This window comes from Rhizobium sp. rho-13.1 (assembly GCF_007000305.1).
GTDB classification, from domain to species: Bacteria; Pseudomonadota; Alphaproteobacteria; order Rhizobiales; family Rhizobiaceae; genus Rhizobium; species Rhizobium rhododendri.
Genome location: NZ_SCFL01000002.1, coordinates 601178 through 622394, shown reverse-complemented (window position 1 = coordinate 622394; position 21217 = coordinate 601178). Strand labels below are relative to the sequence as shown.

General features: G+C 62.2%; 19 protein-coding genes. 6 read left to right on the top strand and 13 right to left on the bottom strand.

Translation table 11 applies throughout. The features are described from left to right. Window positions 1-288 precede the first annotated feature (288 nt). Both mutL and EQW76_RS09445 read left to right on the top strand, forming a co-directional pair. A complete protein-coding gene (gene mutL, locus EQW76_RS09450) occupies window positions 289-2103 on the top strand; it encodes a DNA mismatch repair endonuclease MutL (RefSeq protein WP_142824120.1) in 1815 nt (604 codons plus the stop codon). A 60-nt stretch (window positions 2104-2163) separates the two neighbouring features. After that, on the top strand, window positions 2164-2394 hold the full coding sequence (locus EQW76_RS09445) for a DUF2093 domain-containing protein (RefSeq protein ID WP_142824119.1): 231 nt from the start codon (window positions 2164-2166) through the stop codon (window positions 2392-2394). On the opposite strand, the gene lpxK is transcribed toward EQW76_RS09445, so the two are convergent. From lpxK to EQW76_RS09415, 6 genes are all read right to left on the bottom strand, one after another. Beyond that, on the bottom strand, window positions 2391-3440 hold the full coding sequence (lpxK, locus tag EQW76_RS09440) for a tetraacyldisaccharide 4'-kinase (protein ID WP_142824118.1): 1050 nt from the start codon (window positions 3438-3440) through the stop codon (window positions 2391-2393). The genes EQW76_RS09445 and lpxK overlap by 4 nt on opposite strands. Before the next feature lie 58 nt (window positions 3441-3498). Beyond that, window positions 3499-4215: an HAD family hydrolase gene (locus EQW76_RS09435; RefSeq protein WP_142824463.1), complete on the bottom strand. Its 717-nt coding sequence runs from the start codon at window positions 4213-4215 to the stop codon at window positions 3499-3501. 25 nt (window positions 4216-4240) lie between these two features. Further along, window positions 4241-5560, bottom strand: a complete 1320-nt coding sequence (gene waaA, locus EQW76_RS09430; RefSeq protein WP_142824117.1) for a lipid IV(A) 3-deoxy-D-manno-octulosonic acid transferase — start codon at window positions 5558-5560, stop codon at window positions 4241-4243. A 162-nt stretch (window positions 5561-5722) separates the two neighbouring features. Beyond that, window positions 5723-5974, bottom strand: a complete 252-nt coding sequence (locus tag EQW76_RS09425; protein WP_111217599.1) for a DUF4170 domain-containing protein — start codon at window positions 5972-5974, stop codon at window positions 5723-5725. A 59-nt stretch (window positions 5975-6033) separates the two neighbouring features. After that, window positions 6034-6843, bottom strand: a complete 810-nt coding sequence (locus EQW76_RS09420) for a 3'(2'),5'-bisphosphate nucleotidase CysQ (protein WP_142824116.1) — start codon at window positions 6841-6843, stop codon at window positions 6034-6036. Window positions 6844-6941: 98 nt separating this feature from the next. Next, window positions 6942-8288: a TldD/PmbA family protein gene (locus EQW76_RS09415; protein ID WP_142824115.1), complete on the bottom strand. Its 1347-nt coding sequence runs from the start codon at window positions 8286-8288 to the stop codon at window positions 6942-6944. 119 nt (window positions 8289-8407) lie between these two features. Between EQW76_RS09415 and EQW76_RS09410 the strand changes: the two genes are divergently transcribed. Further along, window positions 8408-10213, top strand: coding sequence for a monovalent cation:proton antiporter-2 (CPA2) family protein (locus EQW76_RS09410; protein WP_142824114.1), 1806 nt, complete (start codon window positions 8408-8410; stop codon window positions 10211-10213). On the opposite strand, the gene EQW76_RS09405 is transcribed toward EQW76_RS09410, so the two are convergent. The 3 genes from EQW76_RS09405 to EQW76_RS09395 are packed head-to-tail and all read right to left on the bottom strand — an operon-like array spanning window position 10210 to window position 13767. Beyond that, entirely contained in the window at window positions 10210-11073 is an 864-nt protein-coding gene (locus tag EQW76_RS09405; RefSeq protein ID WP_224128241.1) for a patatin-like phospholipase family protein, read from the bottom strand. The two genes, EQW76_RS09410 and EQW76_RS09405, sit on opposite strands and share 4 nt — an antisense overlap. Before the next feature lie 12 nt (window positions 11074-11085). Then, window positions 11086-11646, bottom strand: coding sequence for a 16S rRNA (guanine(966)-N(2))-methyltransferase RsmD (gene rsmD, locus EQW76_RS09400; protein ID WP_142824112.1), 561 nt, complete (start codon window positions 11644-11646; stop codon window positions 11086-11088). 6 nt (window positions 11647-11652) lie between these two features. Continuing rightward, window positions 11653-13767 (bottom strand): pseudouridine synthase, encoded by a 2115-nt coding sequence (locus tag EQW76_RS09395; protein WP_142824111.1) that lies wholly within the window; start codon window positions 13765-13767, stop codon window positions 11653-11655. An 85-nt stretch (window positions 13768-13852) separates the two neighbouring features. On the opposite strand from EQW76_RS09395, the gene EQW76_RS09390 reads away from it, so the two are divergent. Next, window positions 13853-14308, top strand: coding sequence for a nucleoside deaminase (locus EQW76_RS09390; protein WP_142824110.1), 456 nt, complete (start codon window positions 13853-13855; stop codon window positions 14306-14308). 16 nt (window positions 14309-14324) lie between these two features. Here EQW76_RS09390 and EQW76_RS09385 read toward each other — a convergent pair whose 3' ends face one another. Then, window positions 14325-14954 (bottom strand): hypothetical protein, encoded by a 630-nt coding sequence (locus tag EQW76_RS09385; protein ID WP_142824109.1) that lies wholly within the window; start codon window positions 14952-14954, stop codon window positions 14325-14327. A gap of 134 nt (window positions 14955-15088) precedes the next feature. Further along, the gene (gene ileS / locus EQW76_RS09380) at window positions 15089-18055 is read right to left on the bottom strand and encodes an isoleucine--tRNA ligase (RefSeq protein WP_142824108.1); all 2967 of its coding nucleotides are present in this window, start codon (window positions 18053-18055) and stop codon (window positions 15089-15091) included. Between the two features lie 58 nt (window positions 18056-18113). Here ileS and EQW76_RS29655 point away from each other — a divergent pair, with 58 nt between their 5' ends. Then, window positions 18114-18758, top strand: coding sequence for an antitoxin Xre/MbcA/ParS toxin-binding domain-containing protein (locus tag EQW76_RS29655; RefSeq protein WP_224128234.1), 645 nt, complete (start codon window positions 18114-18116; stop codon window positions 18756-18758). 17 nt (window positions 18759-18775) lie between these two features. Beyond that, on the top strand, window positions 18776-19198 hold the full coding sequence (locus EQW76_RS09370; RefSeq protein ID WP_224128239.1) for an RES family NAD+ phosphorylase: 423 nt from the start codon (window positions 18776-18778) through the stop codon (window positions 19196-19198). A 286-nt stretch (window positions 19199-19484) separates the two neighbouring features. Here the strand turns inward: EQW76_RS09370 and EQW76_RS09365 are convergent, their stop codons facing one another. Both EQW76_RS09365 and EQW76_RS09360 read right to left on the bottom strand, forming a co-directional pair. After that, window positions 19485-20960, bottom strand: a complete 1476-nt coding sequence (locus EQW76_RS09365) for a sodium:solute symporter family protein (RefSeq protein ID WP_142824107.1) — start codon at window positions 20958-20960, stop codon at window positions 19485-19487. Beyond that, the gene (locus EQW76_RS09360; protein WP_111217578.1) at window positions 20950-21147 is read right to left on the bottom strand and encodes a DUF3311 domain-containing protein; all 198 of its coding nucleotides are present in this window, start codon (window positions 21145-21147) and stop codon (window positions 20950-20952) included. The genes EQW76_RS09365 and EQW76_RS09360 overlap by 11 nt, the downstream gene beginning before the upstream one ends. Between the last annotated feature and the right edge of the window lie 70 nt (window positions 21148-21217).

Here is a 21217-nt window from a genome sequence, read left to right as displayed (position 1 = left end):
GGGCACGGTCTGGCCGGCGCCGAATTGCGGTAAGCATGCTGGCAAGCTGTTTGAAACAGACGGATGCCGGCCAGTATATGTGACGGTTTCCAGCTGGCCATCACGCGCCGAGATCAGGTGCAATGCACCGCCTGCAATCATTTCAAACAATAACGGAAATCTGCCTTTTTAGTATTAAGGTCCGATTAATGGCGCAGCGAACATGTTGCGTCGCGGAATAAGGTGGACGGTGCCCTGAGCGGACAGTTTCTCCTTTCCACGGGGTCAAGAATCCGGGAAAATGCTGCCATGAACATCAAGCAGCTTTCCGAAACCCTGGTGAACCAGATCGCCGCCGGCGAAGTCATCGAGCGGCCGTCGAGTGCGGTCAAGGAACTCATCGAAAACGCACTGGATGCCGGTGCAACGCGTATCGAGATCGCCACTGCCGGTGGCGGCAAGGCACTGCTGCGGGTCAGCGACAACGGCAGCGGCATGGACCGGGACGATCTCGAACTTGCCGTACGCCGACACTGCACCTCGAAGATATCGGATACGCTCGACAACATCCGCACCCTCGGCTTTCGCGGCGAAGCGTTGCCCTCGATCGGCTCGGTGGCGCGCTTGTCGATTTCGAGCCGCAGGGCGGATGGCGCGGACGGCGCCGAAATCGCCGTCGCCGGCGGCAGGCTGCTGCACCTGCGGCCGGCAGCCGCCAATCCCGGTACCATCGTCGAGGTCCGCGACCTCTTTTTCGCAACGCCCGCCCGCCTGAAATTCCTGAAGACGGAACGTGCCGAGGCAGCAGCTATCACCGAAGTCGTGAAGCGGATGGCCATCGCTTTTCCACATGTGCGCTTCGTGCTCTCGGGCTCCGACCGCTCGACGCTGGAGTTTGCCGCAACCGGTGACGACAGGCTGGCGCGCATGGCTCAGGTGCTCGGCGAGGACTTCAAGCACAATGCCATTGCACTGGATGCCGAGCGCGAGGACGTCGGTCTGAAGGGCTATGCCGGTGTGCCGACCTTCAATCGTGGCAACGCGGCGCATCAGTACGCCTTCGTCAATGGCCGACCGGTGCAGGACAAGCAGATCCTCTCGGCGATCCGGGGCGCCTATGCCGAGACAATTCCGTCGGGGCGCTATCCGGTGGCAGTGCTGTCGATCAGCATCGATCCGGCGCTGGTCGACGTCAACGTCCACCCGGCGAAATCCGATGTGCGGTTCCGCGATCCCGGCCTCGTGCGCGGACTGATCGTCGGGTCCATTCGCGAGGCGTTGTCGCGCGATGGCGACCGGGCCGCAACCACCGGCGCCGACAGCATGCTCCGCTCTTTCCGGGGCAGCGCCCATGCGGCGTGGCGCCCCTCCCCGCCTTCGGCACCTTGGACGCCACAGACTTCGCCATCGCGGCCATATGATGCAACGTCCGTGGCGAGCGGATTCGGCGAACCGGCGCAGGCAACATTCGAGCACCTGTCGACCCCGGCGGCTCGCGTAGACAGAGGCCATGCCGGCGTCCAGCCAGACGCACCCCAGCCACAGCACCGCCTCGGCGCGGCCCGGGCACAGATCCATGCCAACTACATCGTCGCCCAGACGGAAGACGGGCTGGTCATCGTCGACCAGCACGCGGCCCATGAGCGGCTTGTCTTCGAGGAGATGCGCAAGGCGCTGCATTCCAGGCGGATGCCGTCTCAAGTGCTGCTGATTCCCGAAATCATCGACCTGCCGGAAGAGGATTGCGACCGGCTGATGGTGCATGCCGAAAACTTCGGTAATCTGGGACTTGGCATCGAGCGCTTCGGACCGGGAGCAATCGCAGTGCGACAAACGCCGGCGATGCTGGGCGAGGTCGATGCGCAGGGAATGATCCGCCAGCTCGCCGACGAGATTGCTGAATGGGACACGTCATCGCTGCTGGGCGCAAAGCTTGAATATGTTGCTGCCACCATGGCCTGTCATGGCTCGGTGCGTTCCGGACGGCAACTGCGCCCGGAGGAGATGAACGCGCTGTTGCGGCAGATGGAAGCAACACCCGGATCCGGCCAATGCAACCACGGGCGACCGACCTATATCGAGCTCAAGCTCAGCGATATCGAGCGGCTGTTCGGCCGCAGCTGAAAAAGCTGGAAATATGCCCGCCGCCGCGCTAAGGCAGGCGATGGCAGGAGAACGACGGAAATGAACCTTTTAGAGGGAAGCGGAAACCGCGAAGCGAAGGTGCGCTATCTCGACGGCGACTTCCAGCTGCTGGCGCCCGGCTCCCATGTGATCTGCGCCATGACCGGACAGCGCATTCCGCTTGACGAACTCCGCTACTGGAGCGTTGCCCGCCAGGAACCCTATGCCGACGCCATCGCCTCGTTTGAGGCCGACAAGCGCGCCGGTATCCTGCCCAACCAGCGTCGCTAGCCCTTGGTGCCGGACGTGCCTTTCGCGAGCCCCCGGCTACGGCAGGCTGCGAGGGCGTTGTCGATGATGAGATCCGCAGCGCGGTGGTCCGAAAAAGTCATCTCGACCTCGATGACAAGGCTCTCGGCAACCAGTTGCTCCGCAGCGCCGGATCTGCCAAGCAAACGCACATAATCCTTCGATGTCGTGACGATCTTCAGGTCATGGCGTCTTGCCGTGTCGAGAACATCGACAATTGCCGCATCGCTGAGGTGCTGGTGGTCGCCGAAAGGCCGATGGACGACGATTGTGGCACCGGTGGATTCCACGGTACGGAAGAACTTCTGCGGGTCAGCGATACCGGCGAAGGCCAGTACGCTCTGGCCGGCCAGACCCTCCTGCCCGCGCACCTTGAGCACTGCAGTGAAAAACGGCTTGCCGGCGCGAGCTGCCATCCGCACCACCGCATCGGCCGCCTTGCCGCTGCCAACCTTGAGCAGTCCGGACGTATGCCGGAGCTGTTCGCCGAGGGGCGCGCGCAACGGTCCTCCGGGTACGATATGACCGTTACCGATTCCGCTGTTGGCATCGATCACCAGCAGCGCATAGTCGATGGCGAGTTGGGCGCTCTGGAAGCCGTCATCCATGATGATGAGATCGGCGCCCTCTTCGACCAGGCGACGGGCCCCTTCGATGCGTCGCCGTGAAATCACCGTCAGGGCTTCGCGCGCAAGAAGCAGCGGCTCATCGCCGACCACGGCCGCGGTATGATTATCCGGTTCGACGACGGTGATACCGCGCGCCGAGCCACCATAGCCACGACTGAGGAAACCGGGTTTCAGCCCCTTTTCCTTTGCCTGACGGGCTAGAGCGAGCGCAGTCGGCGTCTTGCCGGCGCCCCCGACCGTGAAATTGCCGACGCAGATGACTGGAACCGGGACGGAAGCTCGCCGGCCATTGGCCATGCGCTTGCCGGCGATGCGGCCATAGAGGTACGACACCGGCCAGAGCAGGCGCGCGCGCCAATCGGGCTTCGTCCACCAGAATGGCGGTGCTTCCGATACCATGTGATCCCCTGTTCGATTATCGGCAAAGAGACGGCAGTTTGCGCTTGCATGCAAGCGGTTAGCGCGACATCAGGGCATCGGGCAGAAGCGGCTCGAGCCCGGTGATGTCATCGAGGCAATAGTCTGCGGCGGCGGCCAGGCTTTCCGGCGAACCGGTGCCGGTCAGGACGCCGATGGTGAGCCCGACGCTGGCGTTACGTCCCATGTGGAGATCGTGATTGTTATCGCCGACTATGGCTACATCGCCCGGAGACAGGCCTGTGGCCTCGCAGAAGCCAAGCACCATGCCGGGCTCAGGCTTGACGCCGAACCCGCTGTCATAGCCGGCAATGAAATCGAGGCAGTCGAGAAACCCGAAATGCCGGGCAGTTTCGCGGATGGAAGTCTGGTTGTCACTGGAGGCGACGCCAAGACGGTATCCCCTTGCCTTCAGGCGGCCAAAAAAGGCTCGGAGATCCGTGACCGGAACGGCAAACTGCGCGGCGCCTGAAAACAGGTCGTCCAGTTGGAGCGTGAGATCATCGATGTCGAGGGTCGAGCCCGCAGCGACCAGTCCTTCGGCAATCTGGCGGGTGTTGCCGGCTGCCAGCAGGCTGTCCGGAACGACGTGGCCAGACACCGGGTCCATGCCGCAGGCAAGCAGCAACCGGTCCGCCAGCGCCGCCTCGCCTCCGGCGGCGATCTGCGCCAGTTGCCGGTTCACCGGCAGCCAGCTCTTGTTGTAATCGAGCAGCGTGCCGTCCTTGTCGAAAAGGATGCCCCGGATGGCGGCCAGTCGTTCGTCAGTCACCAGGAAGTCCTCAAGCCTGCGCGGCCTTCGGCAACAGCCGGGCTTTCAGCGTCAGTGGATTGATATAGGGCTCCAGCCCCTTGATCGTCGCCGTCAGGGCGCCGCGCATCTCGTGCACCGCCGTAAATCCGGCCTCGATCATGGTGGCGCGGGCAGTGTCGTTGGTCAAAAGGTAATGGACGCCCTTGGCCAGCATTTCTGTGTCGCGGACCATGCGGGCGCTGCCGCTGCGCGCAAGCCTCTGGTAGGACTCGCGAAAATTCTGCACGTGGCCGCCTGTCAGGATCGCACAGCCCATCATTGCCGGTTCGATCGGGTTCTGGCCACCCTTGTTCTCGAACAGCGAGCGGCCGACGAATGCCACCTCGGTCATCCGAAGGTAAAGGCCCATTTCGCCGATGGTGTCGCCGAGGAACACGTCGACATCTGCAGTCAGCGGATCGTTGCGGGTCCGGCGGGCGACCTTCAGCCCCTGTGCCAGCAGCATCTTCTCGATATCGTCGCAGCGTTCGGGATGGCGGGGGACGAGGATCGTCAGCAGATCGTCGCGCGCCTTGAGGGTGCGGTGGACGACGGCGGCAGCATTCTCCTCGCCCTCAAAGGTCGAGACGGCAGCCCAGGTCTTGCGGGTGCCGAGTTGCCGCATGTAATCGGCCAGCACCGCCGCGTCATAGGGCGGTGCGTCGGTATCGACCTTGAGGTTGCCGGAGGTGCTCACCTGCAGCGCACCGAGGTCGCGAAAACGCTCCGCATCGACATCCGATTGCGCCAGAACAAGCGCCATATTTTCCAGCAGTGCTGCAGCCAGCGACGGATGGCGCTGCCAGCGGCTGAAGGACTTGTCCGACATGCGGGCATTGACGAGGATCTGCGGGATACGCCGCGCCACGAGTTCGCCGATCGTCGTCGGCCAGATCTCGGATTCGGCGATGATACTGCAATCTGGCTGCCAGTAGTCGAGGAAGCGGGCGACGGCAGGCTTCAGGTCGAGCGGGACATACTGGTGGATGACATCATTGCCGAGACGCTCGCGGGTCACCTGCGCCGACGTCATTGTGCCTGTCGTCAACAGCACGTGGATGTTTCGCTGGCGGATTTCGCGGATCAGTGGCACGACGGCCGAGGTCTCGCCAACGCTTGCGGCATGGAACCAGATCAGAGGACCCTGCGGCCGGTTGGCGCTGGCATAGCCGAAGCGCTCGCCACGCCTTGCCTTGTCTTCCTTGCCGTTGGTCGCACGCAGAGCAAGGTAGGGCGTCATCAGTGGCGAGATCGCGACGCCACCGAGACGATAGGCTTTCAGCGCCATACGCGCCCTAAAGCTGCTCATCGCAGAAGCCTCCGATCCGTGGTGATCGTCATCAATGCCAAAACCCAAACTGTTGCGACTGGACTAAATAAAGTTTTAGCTCGAAAAGAGCAGTAAAACCAGATGCTTGGCAAATTTATGACCGACCCGCGACAATCACGGCTGTATCAATGGTTTCCGCAATCAGCCTTTGGGAGAGGCTGAATCCTGCGGATCGAGCAGGCGATGCATGTGAACGATGAAATAGCGCATATGAGCGTTATCGACAGTCTGCTGAGCCTTGGCCTTCCAGGCCATGTGCGCGCTGGCATAATCGGGGAAAATACCGACGATGTCGAGGCCGCTCAGATCACGGAAATTCACGTCGTTGAGATTTTCGAGTTCGCCGCCGAAAACGAGATGCAAAAGCTGCTTTTTAGCGCTGGAGTCAGTCATATCTGTCTTTCTTTCCTATCGCTCCCCCAACGCTCATCTGAGCGATTTTGGGTGAAAGGTCAACCGTCTCGTCGGGAGGCAAGCTGATGCAGGAATTCCGGCATCAGGGCCTCTCCGGCACCACAAAGTTCGGCATGCTTGACCACGGCCTTGTTGTAGACAAGCAGGTCGCCGGCAAGGTCGACAAGCTGCCCCCCGGCACGCTGCAGGATCAGGTCGGCTGCAGCCAGATCCCAGTCATGGGAATCGCGCTTGACCAACGTACCTTCCAGCCTTCCGTCGGCCACCATGGCGAGGCGGTAGGCAAGCGATGGGATGTGCTTGACGCGCTGGACGGTGCTGCGGAACGCCGCGCCAAAGCCGGCAATCATGTCTTCGGCAGTTGCCAGCCGATGGACATCGCCGGCTCTTGGCTCGGACACCTTGAGTATATTGCCGTTCTTGAGCGCAGGCCCTTCGCGCCCCGCGACATAGAGTTCGCGGAGCGCTGGCGCGAATAGAACGCCGGCAACAGGGCGCCCGTCGGTGACGACAGCGACACTGATGCACCAGATCTCCGAGCCAGCCAGAAACCCGCGCGTCCCGTCTATCGGATCGACGACGAACAACGTGCGGCGCTGGAGGCGGTCGGATGCGTCGTCTGTCTCTTCGGAGAGCCAGCCGTAGTCAGGACGGGCTGCCTGCAGCACTCTGGAGAGCGCATCGTTGGCGGCATAGTCTGCGGCGCTGACAGGCGATTGCCCGCCATTTTTCCACCAGACTTCCGGAGACTGCCGGAAGAAGCCGAGCGCCACTTCGCCGGCCTCCTTGGCCGCCTGGACAATCAGCTCCAGGTCGCTTTCCCAGCTGAACGTTGCGCTCTCGGCCATGATTTGGTTCCCGTATCGGCCTAGGGCATCTCAGCGTTTCACGGAAACGCAAAAATGCTCTATCTCTTTGTTTTTATGCACTTCCAAACGCAGGCACTCTAGAGGCCGGCCAGCGTCATGCCTTCGATGGCTATGGTCGGCGCTGCTGTGCTGAAGCTCCGGTCGATATCGTTGGCCGGCGTGAAGCGCATGAACATGTCCTTGAGATTGGAGGCAATGGTCACCTCCGACACTGCAAATGTCAGCTCGCCGTTCTCGATCCAGAAACCTGTTGCGCCACGGCTGTATTCGCCGGTGATCATGTTGACGCCCTGGCCGATCAGTTCGGTGACGTAGAACCCGTCCTTGACGCTCTTGATCAGCTCTTCCGGCGACATCTCGCCGGGCTCTAGCGCAAGATTGGTGGATGATGGCGTAACCGTTGTGCCGCCGCGAACGCCACGGCCGTTGGTCGGCATGCCGATCTCCCGACCGGTCGATGTCGACAGGAACCAATGCTTGAGCACGCCATCCTCGATCATCACCAGACGCTGGCCGCTGACACCTTCGCCATCGAAGGGACGCGAGGCAGAGCCGCGCACGATGAGTGGATCGTCGGTGATGTACATTCCGGATTTCAGCACCTGCTGGCCCATCTTGTCGCGCAGGAAGCTCGACTTGCGGGCGACCGAGGAGCCGTTGATGGCGCCGCCGATGTGTCCGACGAAGCTGCGGGCGACGCGGGGGTCGAAGACCACGGTGACATTCTTACCGGTCGGCACCTGGCGCGGATTGATGCGCTTGACCACCCGCTCTCCGGCGCGGCGGCCGATGTCCTCGGCGGAATCCAGATCGGCAAAGTAGAGACGGCTGTCGAAATCGTAGTCGCGCTCCATGCCCGTGCCTTCGCCGGCGATAACGCTGACGGATCGGCCGAACCGCGAGCCCATGTAGGCACCTTCGAAGCCGCGGGAGGTCACCAGCACCATGCCGCCCATGCCGGCCGATGCGCCGGAGCCGGAGGACTTGCTGACGCCCTTGACGGCAAGACCTGCCTCCTCCATCGCCAGCGCGGCTTCACGCAGCTGGTCGGTGGAGACTTCGGTCGGGTCATAGAGATCGAGATCTGGGTAGTTGCGGGCCAGCTTGTCGTCGTCCGCGAGACACGCAAACGGATCCTCCGGAGACACCTTCGCCATGGCAACGGCGCGTTCAGCCAGGACCTGAAGATCGAAACCCGGATTGGCCGAAACGTTGGCGACCCGGTTGCCGACGAAGACGCGCAGCGAGAAGTCATCGCTTTCGGAGGACTCTGTGCCCTCGACCTTACCGAGGCGTACACTCACCGATTGCGACCGGGAACGCACGACGACCGCATCGGCGGCATCGGCACCGGCCTTGCGGGCGAGATCTATCAGCTGGCTGGCGCGGGAAAGTAGTGTTGCGGAATCGATTTCAGAGGACATGAGTTGGCCTTTCCTTCGTCTTCCATTTATTGTGCAGTACCGAAAGCATCAAGGCCGAGCGTGTCGATTCTTGGGGCTCGACAGCATATGCACTGCCTACCTACGGAAAGATACAGACCATGTCAGCCCCCAACGCCTTCTTCACCGAAACGCTGTTGCTGCTCGGCGGCACCGTCGTTACAGCACCGATCTTCAAGAAGCTCGGTCTGGGCACGGTGCTCGGCTACCTGGCGGCCGGCGTCGTCATCGGCCCCGTATTGCACGGCATAAGCGACGGCGAAGCTGTTCTCGGCGTAGCCGAGCTTGGCGTCGTATTCCTGCTGTTCATCATCGGCCTCGAACTGAAGCCGACCAGGCTCTGGCAGATGCGCAGGGATATCTTCGGCCTCGGAAGCGCCCAGGTCATTTTCACCGGCATGGCCCTTACGCTCGCCGCATGGCTTACGGGCATGGTCGACTGGCGCGGCAGCGTCATTGCCGGCTTCGGCCTGGCGCTGTCGTCCACCGCCTTCGCGATGCAGATCCTTGACGACCAGAGCGACATCAACACCCGTTACGGCCAGCGATCCTTCTCGATGCTGCTGTTCCAGGATCTCGCAATCGTACCGCTGCTGGCACTGATCACTGTGCTCGACGGGCCGAAACAGGAAGCCCATCCCCTGACCGATCTTGCCATCGCCATAGGCGCGGTAGCCGGCATGATCGTGGTCGGCCGCTACCTGCTGACGCCGCTGTTCCAGGTGATCGGCCGGACCGGCGCCCGCGAGGCAATGATTGCAGCAGCACTGTTTGTCGTGCTCGGCTCGGCCACGCTGATGCAAATGGCGGGGCTGTCGATGGCAATGGGCGCTTTCCTCTCCGGGGTGATGCTGGCAGAATCCTCGTACAGGCACGAGCTGGAGGCCGATATTGAACCGTTTCGCGGCGTGCTGCTGGCGATTTTCTTCATTGCCGTCGGCCTGTCGCTGCAGCTTCAGGTGATTTACGATCACGCATTTTTCATCCTCATGGCCGTGCCGGTGTTGCTGGCAATCAAGGCGCTGGTCATCTATGCCCTCTGCCGGATATCGGGCTCGTCGCATAACGACGCCATCCGCATCGCCCTGCTGCTGCCCCAGGGCGGCGAATTCGGCTTCGTTCTGTTCAGCACCGCCGCGTCCACCGGCGGATTGCTTTCCGACAGCACTGCCTCGTTGCTGATCGCCATCGTCACGCTGTCGATGGCGCTGACGCCGCTTGCCGTGGCGCTCTCGAAGCGACTGATGTCAGGCGATGCGCATGAAGAGATCGACGAGAATTTCGAGGGCGCCGGCGCCGACGTGCTGATGATCGGTTTTTCGCGCTTCGGCCAGATCGCCGCACAGATCCTGCTTGCCGGAGGCCGCGAGGTGACGGTGATCGACTTTTCCGCCGACCGCATCCGGCAGGCGTCGTCCTTTGGTTTTCGCATCTATTTCGGCGATGGAACCCGCAAGGACGTTCTGCGCTCCGCCGGCATAGACCGCGCCAAGATCGTGGTCATCTGCACCCACACGCGGGAAATCACCGACAAGATCGTCGAACTGGTGCAGGCTGAATATTCCCATGCCCGGATTTTCGTGCGCAGCTACGACCGCATCCACTCCATCGCGCTGCGAAAAGTGGGCGTCGATTACGAGCTGCGTGAAACGCTGGAATCAGGCCTATTGTTCGGCCGGCGGACCCTCGAGGAACTCGGAGTCGGTGAAGCGGAGGCAATGGCGATCCAGGAAGATATCCGCAGGCGCGACGAGCAGCGACTGATTCTGCAGACGACGGAAGGTCCGCAGGCAGGTGCCGACATGCTGTTTTCGAAGCCGGTCAAGCCGGAACCGCTGATCAAGCCAAAGCGGTCGGTCGAAGTCATCGATGCCAGCGACGATCTGTCGGAGCCAGCGAGTCTCTAGGTCTGGCGGGCGGTCAGGATCTCATCGAGCGCATATTTCAGCTCGTCCTTGATGCCGACGGACATGGCGAGGATTTCGCGAGCTTTCAGGAAATCCATGACGCCGATGCGCCCGACTGCTGGGCAGAGGAAGATCTGCGGCGGACGCAGGCGGAGCTTCAGGGCAATCGCCGTCTGCATCATCAACTGGCCGCTGCCGAACAGGCTTTCCATGCGGTTCGGCACATGGGTACCGTCGCCATCCGGCGCGCCGACAACATCGACGCCGATGACGATATCGGCAAGATCCATCAGATGTTCGTAAGGCACCGGATTGATAATGCCGCCGTCGATCATGACGCGGTCGTTTCGCCGCACGGGCATGAAAACGGCCGGAATGGCGGCGGAAGCGGCTAGCGCCTCGATAAGATCGCCATCTTCGATGACCACCTCGGCCTGGCCATAATAATCGGTAGCGATCACCTTCATCGGAATGCGCAGACCGTCGAAACTATCCGGCACCTGATGCGGCAAAAAGGCCCGCAGCACACGCTCGAGATCGAACTGTCCGATCTTCAGGCCGCGTACCGACTTCGGCCTGAGACCCCAGATCCGGTTGGCGACAGCCTTCTTGTTGCCGATGCTGGAGAGAGCGTGGTCGCGGATCTCGAGCCCGCTCATGCCAGACGCCATGCCTGCACCCATGATCGCGCCGATCGACGAGCCGGAAATGGCGACCGGCCGGATGCCGAGTTCGTCCAGCGCCTCGATGATGTGGATATGGGCAAGCCCACGCGCACCGCCACCGCCGAAGGAGACGGCCACGGATGGCTGCGACGATCTGTAGGCGGTGTCGGTGATCTCATCACCCAGTCTGGTCATCGTGTTCATAACTCAAGCCGGCTGGTAGCGGAAAAAGTGCATCTTGCTGTCGCCAAAGGTTCTGACCTCCAGCAATACGTAATCTGCAGGAGCGTTGACGACGATATCGGCACGCTCTTCGAGGATCGCAAGGGCGCCCGGCACCAGCCAACCGCCATCGGCTGCCGCCGCGAAGGCTTTCTCGCCGAGGCCGTGGCCATAAGGTGGATCCGCGAACAGGAAGTCGAACGGCTCGAGATTGCCGACGCTGCCGAGATCGGTGGCGTCGCGACGCAGCATGCGCGTCCGGCCGTGCAGGCCGAGCGCATCGATATTTTCCCAGAGAAGGCCACGGCCCTCGACGCTGCTTTCGACAAACAGCACGTGGCGGCAGCCGCGCGAGGCGCCCTCGAGGCCGACCGCGCCGGTGCCGGCGAAGAGGTCCATCATGCGCGTCGCGTCGATCGCCTCGGGATAGGCGTGGCTGAGGATATTGAACAGGCTCTCCCGCGTCCGGTCAGCCGTTGGCCGGATCGCATTGGACTTGGGCACGGCTAGAGACCGACCGCGAAACTCTCCGCCGACAATCCTCACCGTCCGTTAGCCTCTCTTGCCCTTCGGACCACCCCTTGGGGCACCCCCTGCCGGACGACCGCTGCCGGCACCGTCGCGTGGCTTGCCGGAAAAGCTCTTTGCACCCGGCTTGCCCGCTGGCTTGCCACCGAAGGATTTACCGGCTGGCTTGCCTGTATAAGGACGGCCTGCGGGCTTTGCACCGGCCGGCTTGTCGCCATACGAGCGCTCACCGGAGGGACGTTCAGTCCTTGCCGGACGCTCGGACCGCTGGTCGCCATCGAAGGACCGTGTCGGGCGGTCGCTTCTCGGCTTGTCACCAAATGAACGTTCGCCCTGCGGACGTTCGCTGCGGACAGGACGATCGCCACGCGGAGCGTCGGAGCGGAACGGCTTTGCACGGGGACGATCCTCGCCTTCAGTGCGCGGCCTGCCGGAATAAGGGCGGTCGCCCTGCGGACGGGCGCGCTCGGGCCGGTCGCCACGAGGACGATCGCTTTGTGGACGATCACCGCGCGGTGGCCGGTCGCCGGAGGGACGATCGCCACGAGGGGCATCCGAGCGGCTGTCACTGCGGAAAGAGCTGGTCCGTGGGCGATCCTCGCCCTCGGTACGCGGGCGGCTCGGGCCACGCGGGCGGTCGCTGAACGGCTTCTCGGCACGCGGAGCACGATCGCCGAATGGCTTGTCGCTGCGGGCCGGACGATCACCGAAGGACTTTGCACCCTGGGGCCGGTCGCCGCGCGGGGCACGGTCGCCAAACGGTTTGTCGCCGCGTGGCGGACGGTCGCCGCCGGCGCTCTTGCGGCCGAAACCGCCGCCCTTGCCCTTGGCATCGTCGGAATCGTCAGTGGCGCGGATCCACTCTCCTTCGCTGTCGCTGACGCGACTGACACGGACGCGCGGACCTTCATCCGGGCGCTCGGAGCCGGGGCGCACGCGCGGGCCACGGGTCGAAGGGCCATATCTTTCGAGATTCTTGGCAACCTTTTCAGCTGCCTTCTCGCCAAGAGGACGGGCGCCGGGCGCCATCCAGACATTGGCGCTGCGGCGCGGCGTCGTCATCGGTGCGCGCTTCGGACGGTCGTCGTCCTTGCCACGGGCACCGCCCTTGCTGTCCTCGCGCTTGGTATCGAGATGGCCACGGGCGGGAGCGCGCTTGTCGCTGGACTTTTCGCGCTTGACCCAGTCATCGCGCTGCTGCGGACGGGCGGCGGGCGCTTCGTCGTCGTCAGCTGCGTCGCCACCGCTCACGTTGTAGATCGGCGCATCGAAATTCGCCTTGGCGTCTTCGACGAGGCGTGGACCGAGCTGGTCGCGGAGCGTTCGACCACGGACTTCTACGGCTTGGCCTTCCGGCAGGTCGCCGAGCTGGAACGGGCCGTAGGAAATGCGGATCAGGCGATTAACCTCGAGGCCGAGCGCGCCGAGGACGTTCTTGATTTCGCGGTTCTTGCCTTCGCGAAGACCCATGGTGATCCAGACGTTGGAGCCCTGCACCTTGTCGAGCGTTGCCTCGATAGAGCCATAGAGCACGCCATCGACGGCGATGCCTTCTTTCAGCTTGTCGAGCGCATCCTGGTCGATCTCGCCATGGGCGCGAACGCGGTAGCGACGCAGCCAGCCGGTGGTCGGCAATTCCAGCACGCGGGCAAGGCCGCCGTCGTTGGTCAGCAGCAACAAGCCTTCTGTGTTGATGTCTAGGCGGCCGATCGACATGACGCGCGGCAGGTCGTCCGGCAGGTTGTCGAATACGGTATCGCGGCCTTCCGGATCGGCATTGGTGGTCACCAGGCCGGCAGGCTTGTGGTAGAGCCACAGACGGGTGCGCTCGATACCACGGATCGGCACGCCATCGACTTCGATCTTGTCCGTCAGCGTGACGTTGATGACCGGGCTGTCGAGCTGCACGCCGTTCAGCTTGACGCGGCCTTCCATGATCATCCGCTCGATATCGCGGCGGGAGGCGACGCCGACGCGTGCCATCACCTTGGAGATACGCTCGGCGTCATCCGGGATATTCGCCTTGGTCAGCTTCGACGGCGCAGGTTTTGCAGCATTGGTGTCTTCGCGCTTCGGCATCGGCTTATCGCGAAGAAAGGGCTTGGACCCAGGCCGCTTGGGCTTGTCATTGAATGTCATTTGATGTTTGCCTGAGTTTTTAGACCAAATTGGTCTTTGGCGTGTCCTATCAGGTCACGCCGCTTCGGTTAAGTGGAAAATCTTGATGGCGAGGACAAATCATTTCATGGCGCTGGCGCTGGATGAAGCGCGCGCCGCCGGACAGCGTGGCGAAGTGCCGATCGGCGCCGTGGTGGTTCTCGACAACACCGTCATCGCCATAGCGGGCAACCGGACCCGGGAATTGAACGATGTCACTGCCCATGCCGAAATAGTGGCGATCCGGCTTGCCAGCGCAACGCTAGGCCAGGAACGGCTGGTCGATGCCGATCTCTACGTGACGCTGGAGCCCTGCACGATGTGTGCGGCGGCCATTTCGTTCGCCCGCATCCGCAGGCTCTACTATGGCGCGGAGGATCCGAAAGGCGGCGGCATCGACAACGGCGTGCGCTTCTTTGCGCAGCCGACATGCCATCACAGTCCGGAGGTCTATTCAGGCCTCGCCGAAAGCGATGCCAGCGATATCCTCAAGGCATTTTTCCAAGCCCGGCGCGGCGAATAACGCGCTCAGGTGTTGCTTACTGGAAGGGCTTCCACCAGCTGCTGGTCTGCTGGGCTGCCTCGGCATCCTTCAGGCGCTTCTTTTCCTTCTTCGATTCCGGCGTGCCGAGATCGTTGAGGGCGGCCGGATCGGCAACCTGGCGGTACTGCGCCGGTGGGTCGATCAGGTAACGGCGCTGATCGATGTAGGTACCGTCCTGCTGCTTGCGCGCCTCGCGATAGGCCGCGGTCTGCTGCGCCTGCGTCATCTGGTTGGCGTGGCTGTCGGAATAGACCAACGGCGAACGGTATGTGGCAGAATTTTTGTTGGCGTCTGCATCGGCAACGAGACGCTTGCGGGCGTCTTCAGGCGATTCGACCCAGTTCGGATTGTCAGAGGAGGCCAGCGACTGCTGCGGCTGCGTCAGGGTCGACCTGCCATTGGCCGGCGGCACTACGAGGCCCGGACGAGGCGGATACTTGACGGCATTTTCCTTGGGCGTCGCAGCCGAGATCGAGCCGATATCGGCGATGTCATCGAACAGCTGTTCGCCCGATGTCTTGTCGGTGCCGTAGGTCGGGCTGCTCATGCAGCCGGACATCGCGCCGCAGCCTGCCAACAAAGCAGCCAAGCAGACGCCAACACGAACCCTATGCAACGCTTTCATGAAAACCCTTCCCAGCCGTGCCGGCGCACTCATTGCCCACCACGGTTCTACGCCCCTTCGCGCAAAACTTCGGCCAATTTCAGGCAGCTTTTACCGGATGAACGCGGTTAACGCAATTCATCCGGTAATTTTCTTCAGGCCAAAGCCGCCAATTCGTGCATTGCGGCTGCGTCGCGGGCGGAAATATCGGGATAGGCCGGGTCCGATCCGACGTCTTTGGTGATTTTCCACGAGCGGGCGCATTTGACGCCTTCGGCAAGTTTTTGCTCGACGGCGACCTTAGTTCCGTCCTCAAGCCGGAAGGCTTCTGCCGGTCCCTCGCCTGCCACGACGGAAATATCCGAGGTGATGCAGATCTCGGCGAAGTCGAGACCTTCCAGCGCCGCCAGAAGCTCGGGATCGCCGACGTGGACGACGGGGGCAGCTTCCAGCGAGGAGCCGATGCGCTTGTCCTTACGCTCGATCTCCAGTGCGCCGGTGACGGCACGACGAACAGTGCGGACCTTCTTCCACTTTTCCGCAACTGGCTCGTTCGACCATTCGCCGGGAATCGTCGGAAACTGCTCGAGATGCACGGAGACAGCATTGGGATCGCGCGACAGCCATGCCTCCTCGGTGGTGAACGGCATCATCGGCGCGAACCACAGGACGAGGCAATCGAACAGCTTGCGGATGACATAGAGGGCCGCACGGCGTTTCGGGCTCGACGGCGCATCGCAATAGAGCGCGTCCTTGCGGATGTCGAAATAGAAGGCCGACAGTTCTACATTGGCGAAGTCCGACAGCGAGCGGACGATGCGCTTGAAGTCGAATTCGTCGTAGCCTCCTCGCACCACCTTATCCAGTTCGGACAGGCGGTTGAGCATCAGCCGCTCGAGTTCCGGCAGGTCCGCATAGGCGATCTCGTCACCGTGATCGTGGGCCAGCGTTCCCAGCATCCAGCGAAGCGTGTTGCGGATCTTGCGGTAGCTGTCGATGTTGGTCTGGATGATCGTCTTGCCGAGACGCTGATCCTCCCAATAGTCCGTGTTCATCACCCAGAGGCGCAGGATATCGGCGCCGGACTGGCCCATGACTTCCTGCGGGGTGACGGTGTTGCCGAGCGACTTCGACATCTTGCGACCGTCCTCGGCCATGGTGAAGCCATGGGTGACGACAGCGTTGTAGGGCGCGCGGCCACGCGTCGCGCAGCTTTCCAGCAGCGACGAATGGAACCAGCCGCGATGCTGGTCGGAGCCTTCGAGATAGACGTCGGCCGGCCATTTCAGGTCCGGGCGGTCTTCCAGTGTAAAGGTGTGGGTGCAGCCACTGTCGAACCAGACGTCGAGGATATCGGTGACCATCTGCCAGCGTTCGCCATCATGCTCGTTGCCGAGGAAGCGATCCTTGGCACCTTCGGCAAACCACGCGTCGGCGCCTTCCTTTTCGAAGGCCGCGAGGATGCGCTCGTTGACGGCATCGTCCAGCAGCACGTTGCCTTCTTCATCGGCAAAGACGCAGATCGGCACGCCCCAGGCGCGCTGGCGCGACAGCACCCAGTCCGGACGCTGCTCGATCATGGCACGCAGCCGGTTCTGGCCACCTGCCGGCACAAAGCGGGTCTGGTCGATGGCCTCCAGCGCGCGGATGCGCAGCGTCTTGCCGTCGTCCAGCTGCTTGTCCATGTAGACGAACCACTGCGGCGTATTGCGGAAGATGACCGGCTTCTTGGAACGCCAGGAATGCGGGTAATCGTGCTTGATGCGGCCACGGGCAAAGAGATTGCCGGCAGCGATCAGCGCCTCGATGACACGCTTGTTGGCATCGCCCTTCTTGCCGTTGTCGTCCAGCACGCGTGCAGCGCCACCTTCGGCAGAGGGGCCGAAACCGAACGCATCCTCGGTGTAGAAGCCGGCATCGTCGACCGGGAACGGGATTTTCACATCGATCCCACGGGCTTCGAGCTGGCGAACGCTGGACATCCAGGCCTCGAAGTCTTCTCGGCCGTGGGACGGGGCGGTGTGCACGAAACCGGTGCCGGCATCGTCGGTGACGTGGTCGCCGTCGATGAGGGGGACATCGAAGGTGTAGCCCATGTCTGCGAGCGGGTGGGCGCAGGTAAATGCCTTACCCATTGCGTAACCATCAAGTTCTGTGATCTGCGACAGCTTCACCTTAGCTTTTTCCGCACATGCTTGCGCTAGGCTTTCTGCAAAGATCAACTTCTCGCCTGGTTGTGGCCCAAAATCGTTAGCGGCTTCCGTCACTTCGTAGAGGGCATATTTGATTTTCGAAGAGAACGAGATCGCGCGGTTTCCGGGAATGGTCCACGGCGTCGTTGTCCAGATAACAATCGACGCTCCTTTGAGAGGCGACTTTTCGAGGTCGATTTGAGGTTGGGCACCCGTCTTCTTGTCGATCCAAGTATAACTTGAATCAACCTTCACCACCGGGAACTTCACCCAGATCGTGTCGCTCTCGACCTCGTGGTATTCGACCTCGGCCTCGGCCAGCGCGGTGCGCTCGACCACTGACCACATGATCGGCTTGGAACCGCGGTAGAGCTGGCCGGACTTGGCGATCTTCAACAGTTCGCCGGCGATGCGGGCTTCCGAGTGGAAGGCCATCGTCGTGTAGGGATTGTCGAAATCGCCCTCGATGCCCAGACGGCGGAATTCTTCCGACTGGATGTCGATCCAGCCTTGCGCGAAGTCGCGGCATTCCTGGCGGAATTCGTTGACCGGGACCTCGTTCTTGTCCTTGCCCTTCTCGCGGTATTTTTCCTCGATCTTCCACTCGATAGGCAGGCCGTGGCAATCCCAGCCGGGCACGTAGTTCGCATCGAAGCCGCGCATCTGGAACGAGCGGGTGATGACGTCCTTCAGCACCTTGTTCAGCGCGTGGCCGATATGGATGTTGCCGTTGGCATAGGGAGGGCCGTCGTGCAGGACGAACTTTTCGCGGCCGGCAGCAGAAGCGCGGAGCTTCTTGTAGAGCCCCATCTGCTTCCATTTCGCCGCCATTTCCGGCTCCTTCTGCGGCAGGCCTGCGCGCATCGGGAACTCGGTCTCGGGGAGGTAGAGGGTCTTCGAATAGTCGATCTTTTCGGGCGTATCGGTCATTGTGCTGACAATCGTCTCTTGCAGCCCCAAGCGGGCGCATCCAATCGGGAAATTTTCGGTGGCGGAGGAGCGCTTGGGGGAAGCGCCAAGAACCCGGACCTTCCGGCAGCTAATGCGCGCGGAAAGCCGGGCCTATAATTCGTATCGCTACTGCCAGCCAAAATTGGGTCATTACCGCCGGTTCATAGGCGGTTTTCGGGGGAAAAGGAAGAGGTTGGCAGCGGCGAAAGCGACGATTGAAGATTTGGCCATTTGCGCGTATGATGACTGGCAAATGGCACGGAGCATTCCCATGGCAGACAGTTTTCCGATAGCCGGCGGCAGGTCAACACAAGCGGCACTTGTAATGGTGACCGACAATGCCTGGCCCTCGTTCGAGGCGAAGGCAGTCGGTCAACTCAGAGAGCATGGCTTCTCGACGGAGGAGATCTATCGTTTCGTGGCACCGCGCAGAACGCTTGCGCGGCGTGTCGAGAAAGGCGAGCCTCTGACGCTTGCCGAAAACGACAGCGCCCAGCGCCTATTGCGTATCAGCGAGCTGGCAGACAAGGTTTTTGGCGACCATGACAAGGCCCACCAATGGCTGCGCAATCCCAATCGCGCGCTGAAAGGGATCGCCCCGATCGACCTGCTGGAATCGGAGACCGGAGCCCGTCTGGTCGAGACGTCTCTTTATCAGATAGACTACGGCATTTATGTCTGATGACGACCCTCTAGCGCATATCCAACTACGCGGACCTCTCCGGTCGCGGTGGGCTGGTCGCGCCGGGCCGATGGCACGACCTGGGCACACCTGTCGTCTATTGCTGCGATCATCCGTCCACTGCATTGCTCGAGACCCTCGTGCAGGTCAGCCTTGAGCAGATTCCGGAGACCTTCCAGCTGTTGCGGATTTTAAGTCCGGACGATCTGCCGATGGTAGACATTGACATCGATCAGGGCGATTTCGACGACATCAATCGCACCCGCTCGAAAGGCAGCCAGCTCCTGCGGAGCGGCGAGGCTTGCCTGATCCGCGTGCCGTCAGCGATCATGCCGCCGGCAGCCAACATTCTCATCAACCCGCAACACCCCCGCGCCCATGAAATCCGGATCGAGGAGATAAAATCCTATCCCTTCGACAGCCGTCTCCTGCAGCCGTAGCGGGACTGGCAGCAGGAAAAAGTAGGGTTGCCGGCCACGGTCCAGACCGCTGACAAGGGCCTTGTCCAACAGCTCAGCAGGCCACCGGGGAAATCGAGCCGGTCACCAAACTCCCCTCATCCTCGCCCTTGTGGCGGGGATCCAGTCAGCTCAAGTCCTTGAGCTGAAAGAGTCTTTGACTCGACAGACGTCGTGTCGCTGGATCCCCGCCACAAGGGCGAGGATGAGGGAGAGTGGGATCGCTCTCGTCAACCAAGCTTCTTCAGGGTTTGTCAGGCTCGTTCCGTCACGCCTGTGCAGTGGCCCTGCCCTTGGTGACAGCGTTCACCGCCGAAGCGACGACGATGTTCGCGGCAAGCGCCAGCAGGCCGATGTAGATCGTGACAGGCGCGCCGCCGAAGGCGATGGCCTGCATCGGCTTCCAGCCGTTGATCCACACCAGATAGGTGCCGCCGAAGAAGCCGACGAACCAGCCAGCAAGGAGGCCCTGTGCCCGGAACCAGTTGGTGTAGAGGCCGAACACCAGGGCCGGCAAAGTCTGCAGGATCCAGATGCCGCCGAGCAGCTGCAGGTCGAGGGCGAACTGCGTCGGCAGGAACAGGATGACCAGCAGCGCGCCGACCTTGACCACCAGCGAGGCGATCTTGGCGACCTGCGCCTCACCCGCATGGCTGACATCTGGATTGACGTAGGCCTTCCAGAAATTGCGGGTGAAGAGGTTGGCGGCGCCGATGCTCATGACGGCCGCCGGCACCAATGCGCCGATGGCAATCGCTGCGAAGGCAAAGCCGGTGAACCAGCTCGGGAACAACGACTGGAACAGCGCCGGCACGACTTCGTTCGGGCTGGACACCGTGAGGTGCGCGGCATGCGCCATGTAGCCAAGCAGCGCCAGCAGGCCAAGCAGCAGGGTATAGGCCGGCAAAAGCACGGCGTTCTTGCGGATGGTGTTGCCGCTGTTGGAGGCGAAGATGCCGGTCAGTGTGTGCGGATACATGAAGGCGGCAAGTGCCGAGCCGAGCGCGAGGCTGGCATAGGCGACATACTGGTTGCTGCCGAGCAACAGGCTGCCGGACCCCTTGGCCTGGAAATCGGCGTCGGCTGCGGCAAAGACGCTGGCGTAACCGCCGAGCTTCATCGGAATGGCGGCGACCGCAACGATCACCACGATATAGATCATGATGTCCTTGACGAAGGCGATCAGCGCCGGCGCGCGAAGGCCGGACGAGTAGGTGTAGACCGCAAGGATGATGAAGGCGATGGCGAGCGGCAGTTCGCCGTGCAGGCCGAGCGCCTTCAAGACGACGGTCATGCCCACCAGCTGCAATGCGATATAGGGCATGGTGGCGATGACGCCGGTGATCGCCACGGCCAGCTCCAGGCCGCGCGAGCCGTACTGGCCGTGCACGACATCGCCGGCGGTGACATAGCCATGGTCCTTGGCGCGCTTCCAGAGGACAGGCATGACCATGAAGACGAAGGGATAGACGACGATCGTATAGGGTAGCGCGAAGAAGCCGTAGGCGCCGACGGCATAGACCAGCGCCGGCACTGCTATGATCGTGTAAGCGGTATAGAAATCGCCGCCGACGAGGAACCAGGTTATCCAGGTGCCGAAATTACGGCCGCCGAGGCCCCATTCGTCGATATGGGCCAGTGTCTCCGGCTTGCGCCAACGGGCGGCGACAAAGCCCATGACGGTGACCAGCGCGAAGAAGAACAGGAATACGGCGAGCGCCGTTGGATTGATATCAGTCGTCATGGCGCGTGCTCCGGTAAGCGATGTATGTCAGCAGAGCCGTGAGCGGCACCCAGAGAAGCTGGTACCAGTAGAAGAACGGAAACCCGAACAGCACCGGATCGCGAAAATTGTAGAACGGCACCCAGAGGAGCCCGATGTAGGGAATGACGAGCAGCCAGAGGGCTGCCTTTCCGGAACGTTTGTCCATGATGAGCAGTGCCTTTCGGACATTTTAGCGCGGCGATTCCGCTTCTAGAATGCCCAAGACATAAACGCTA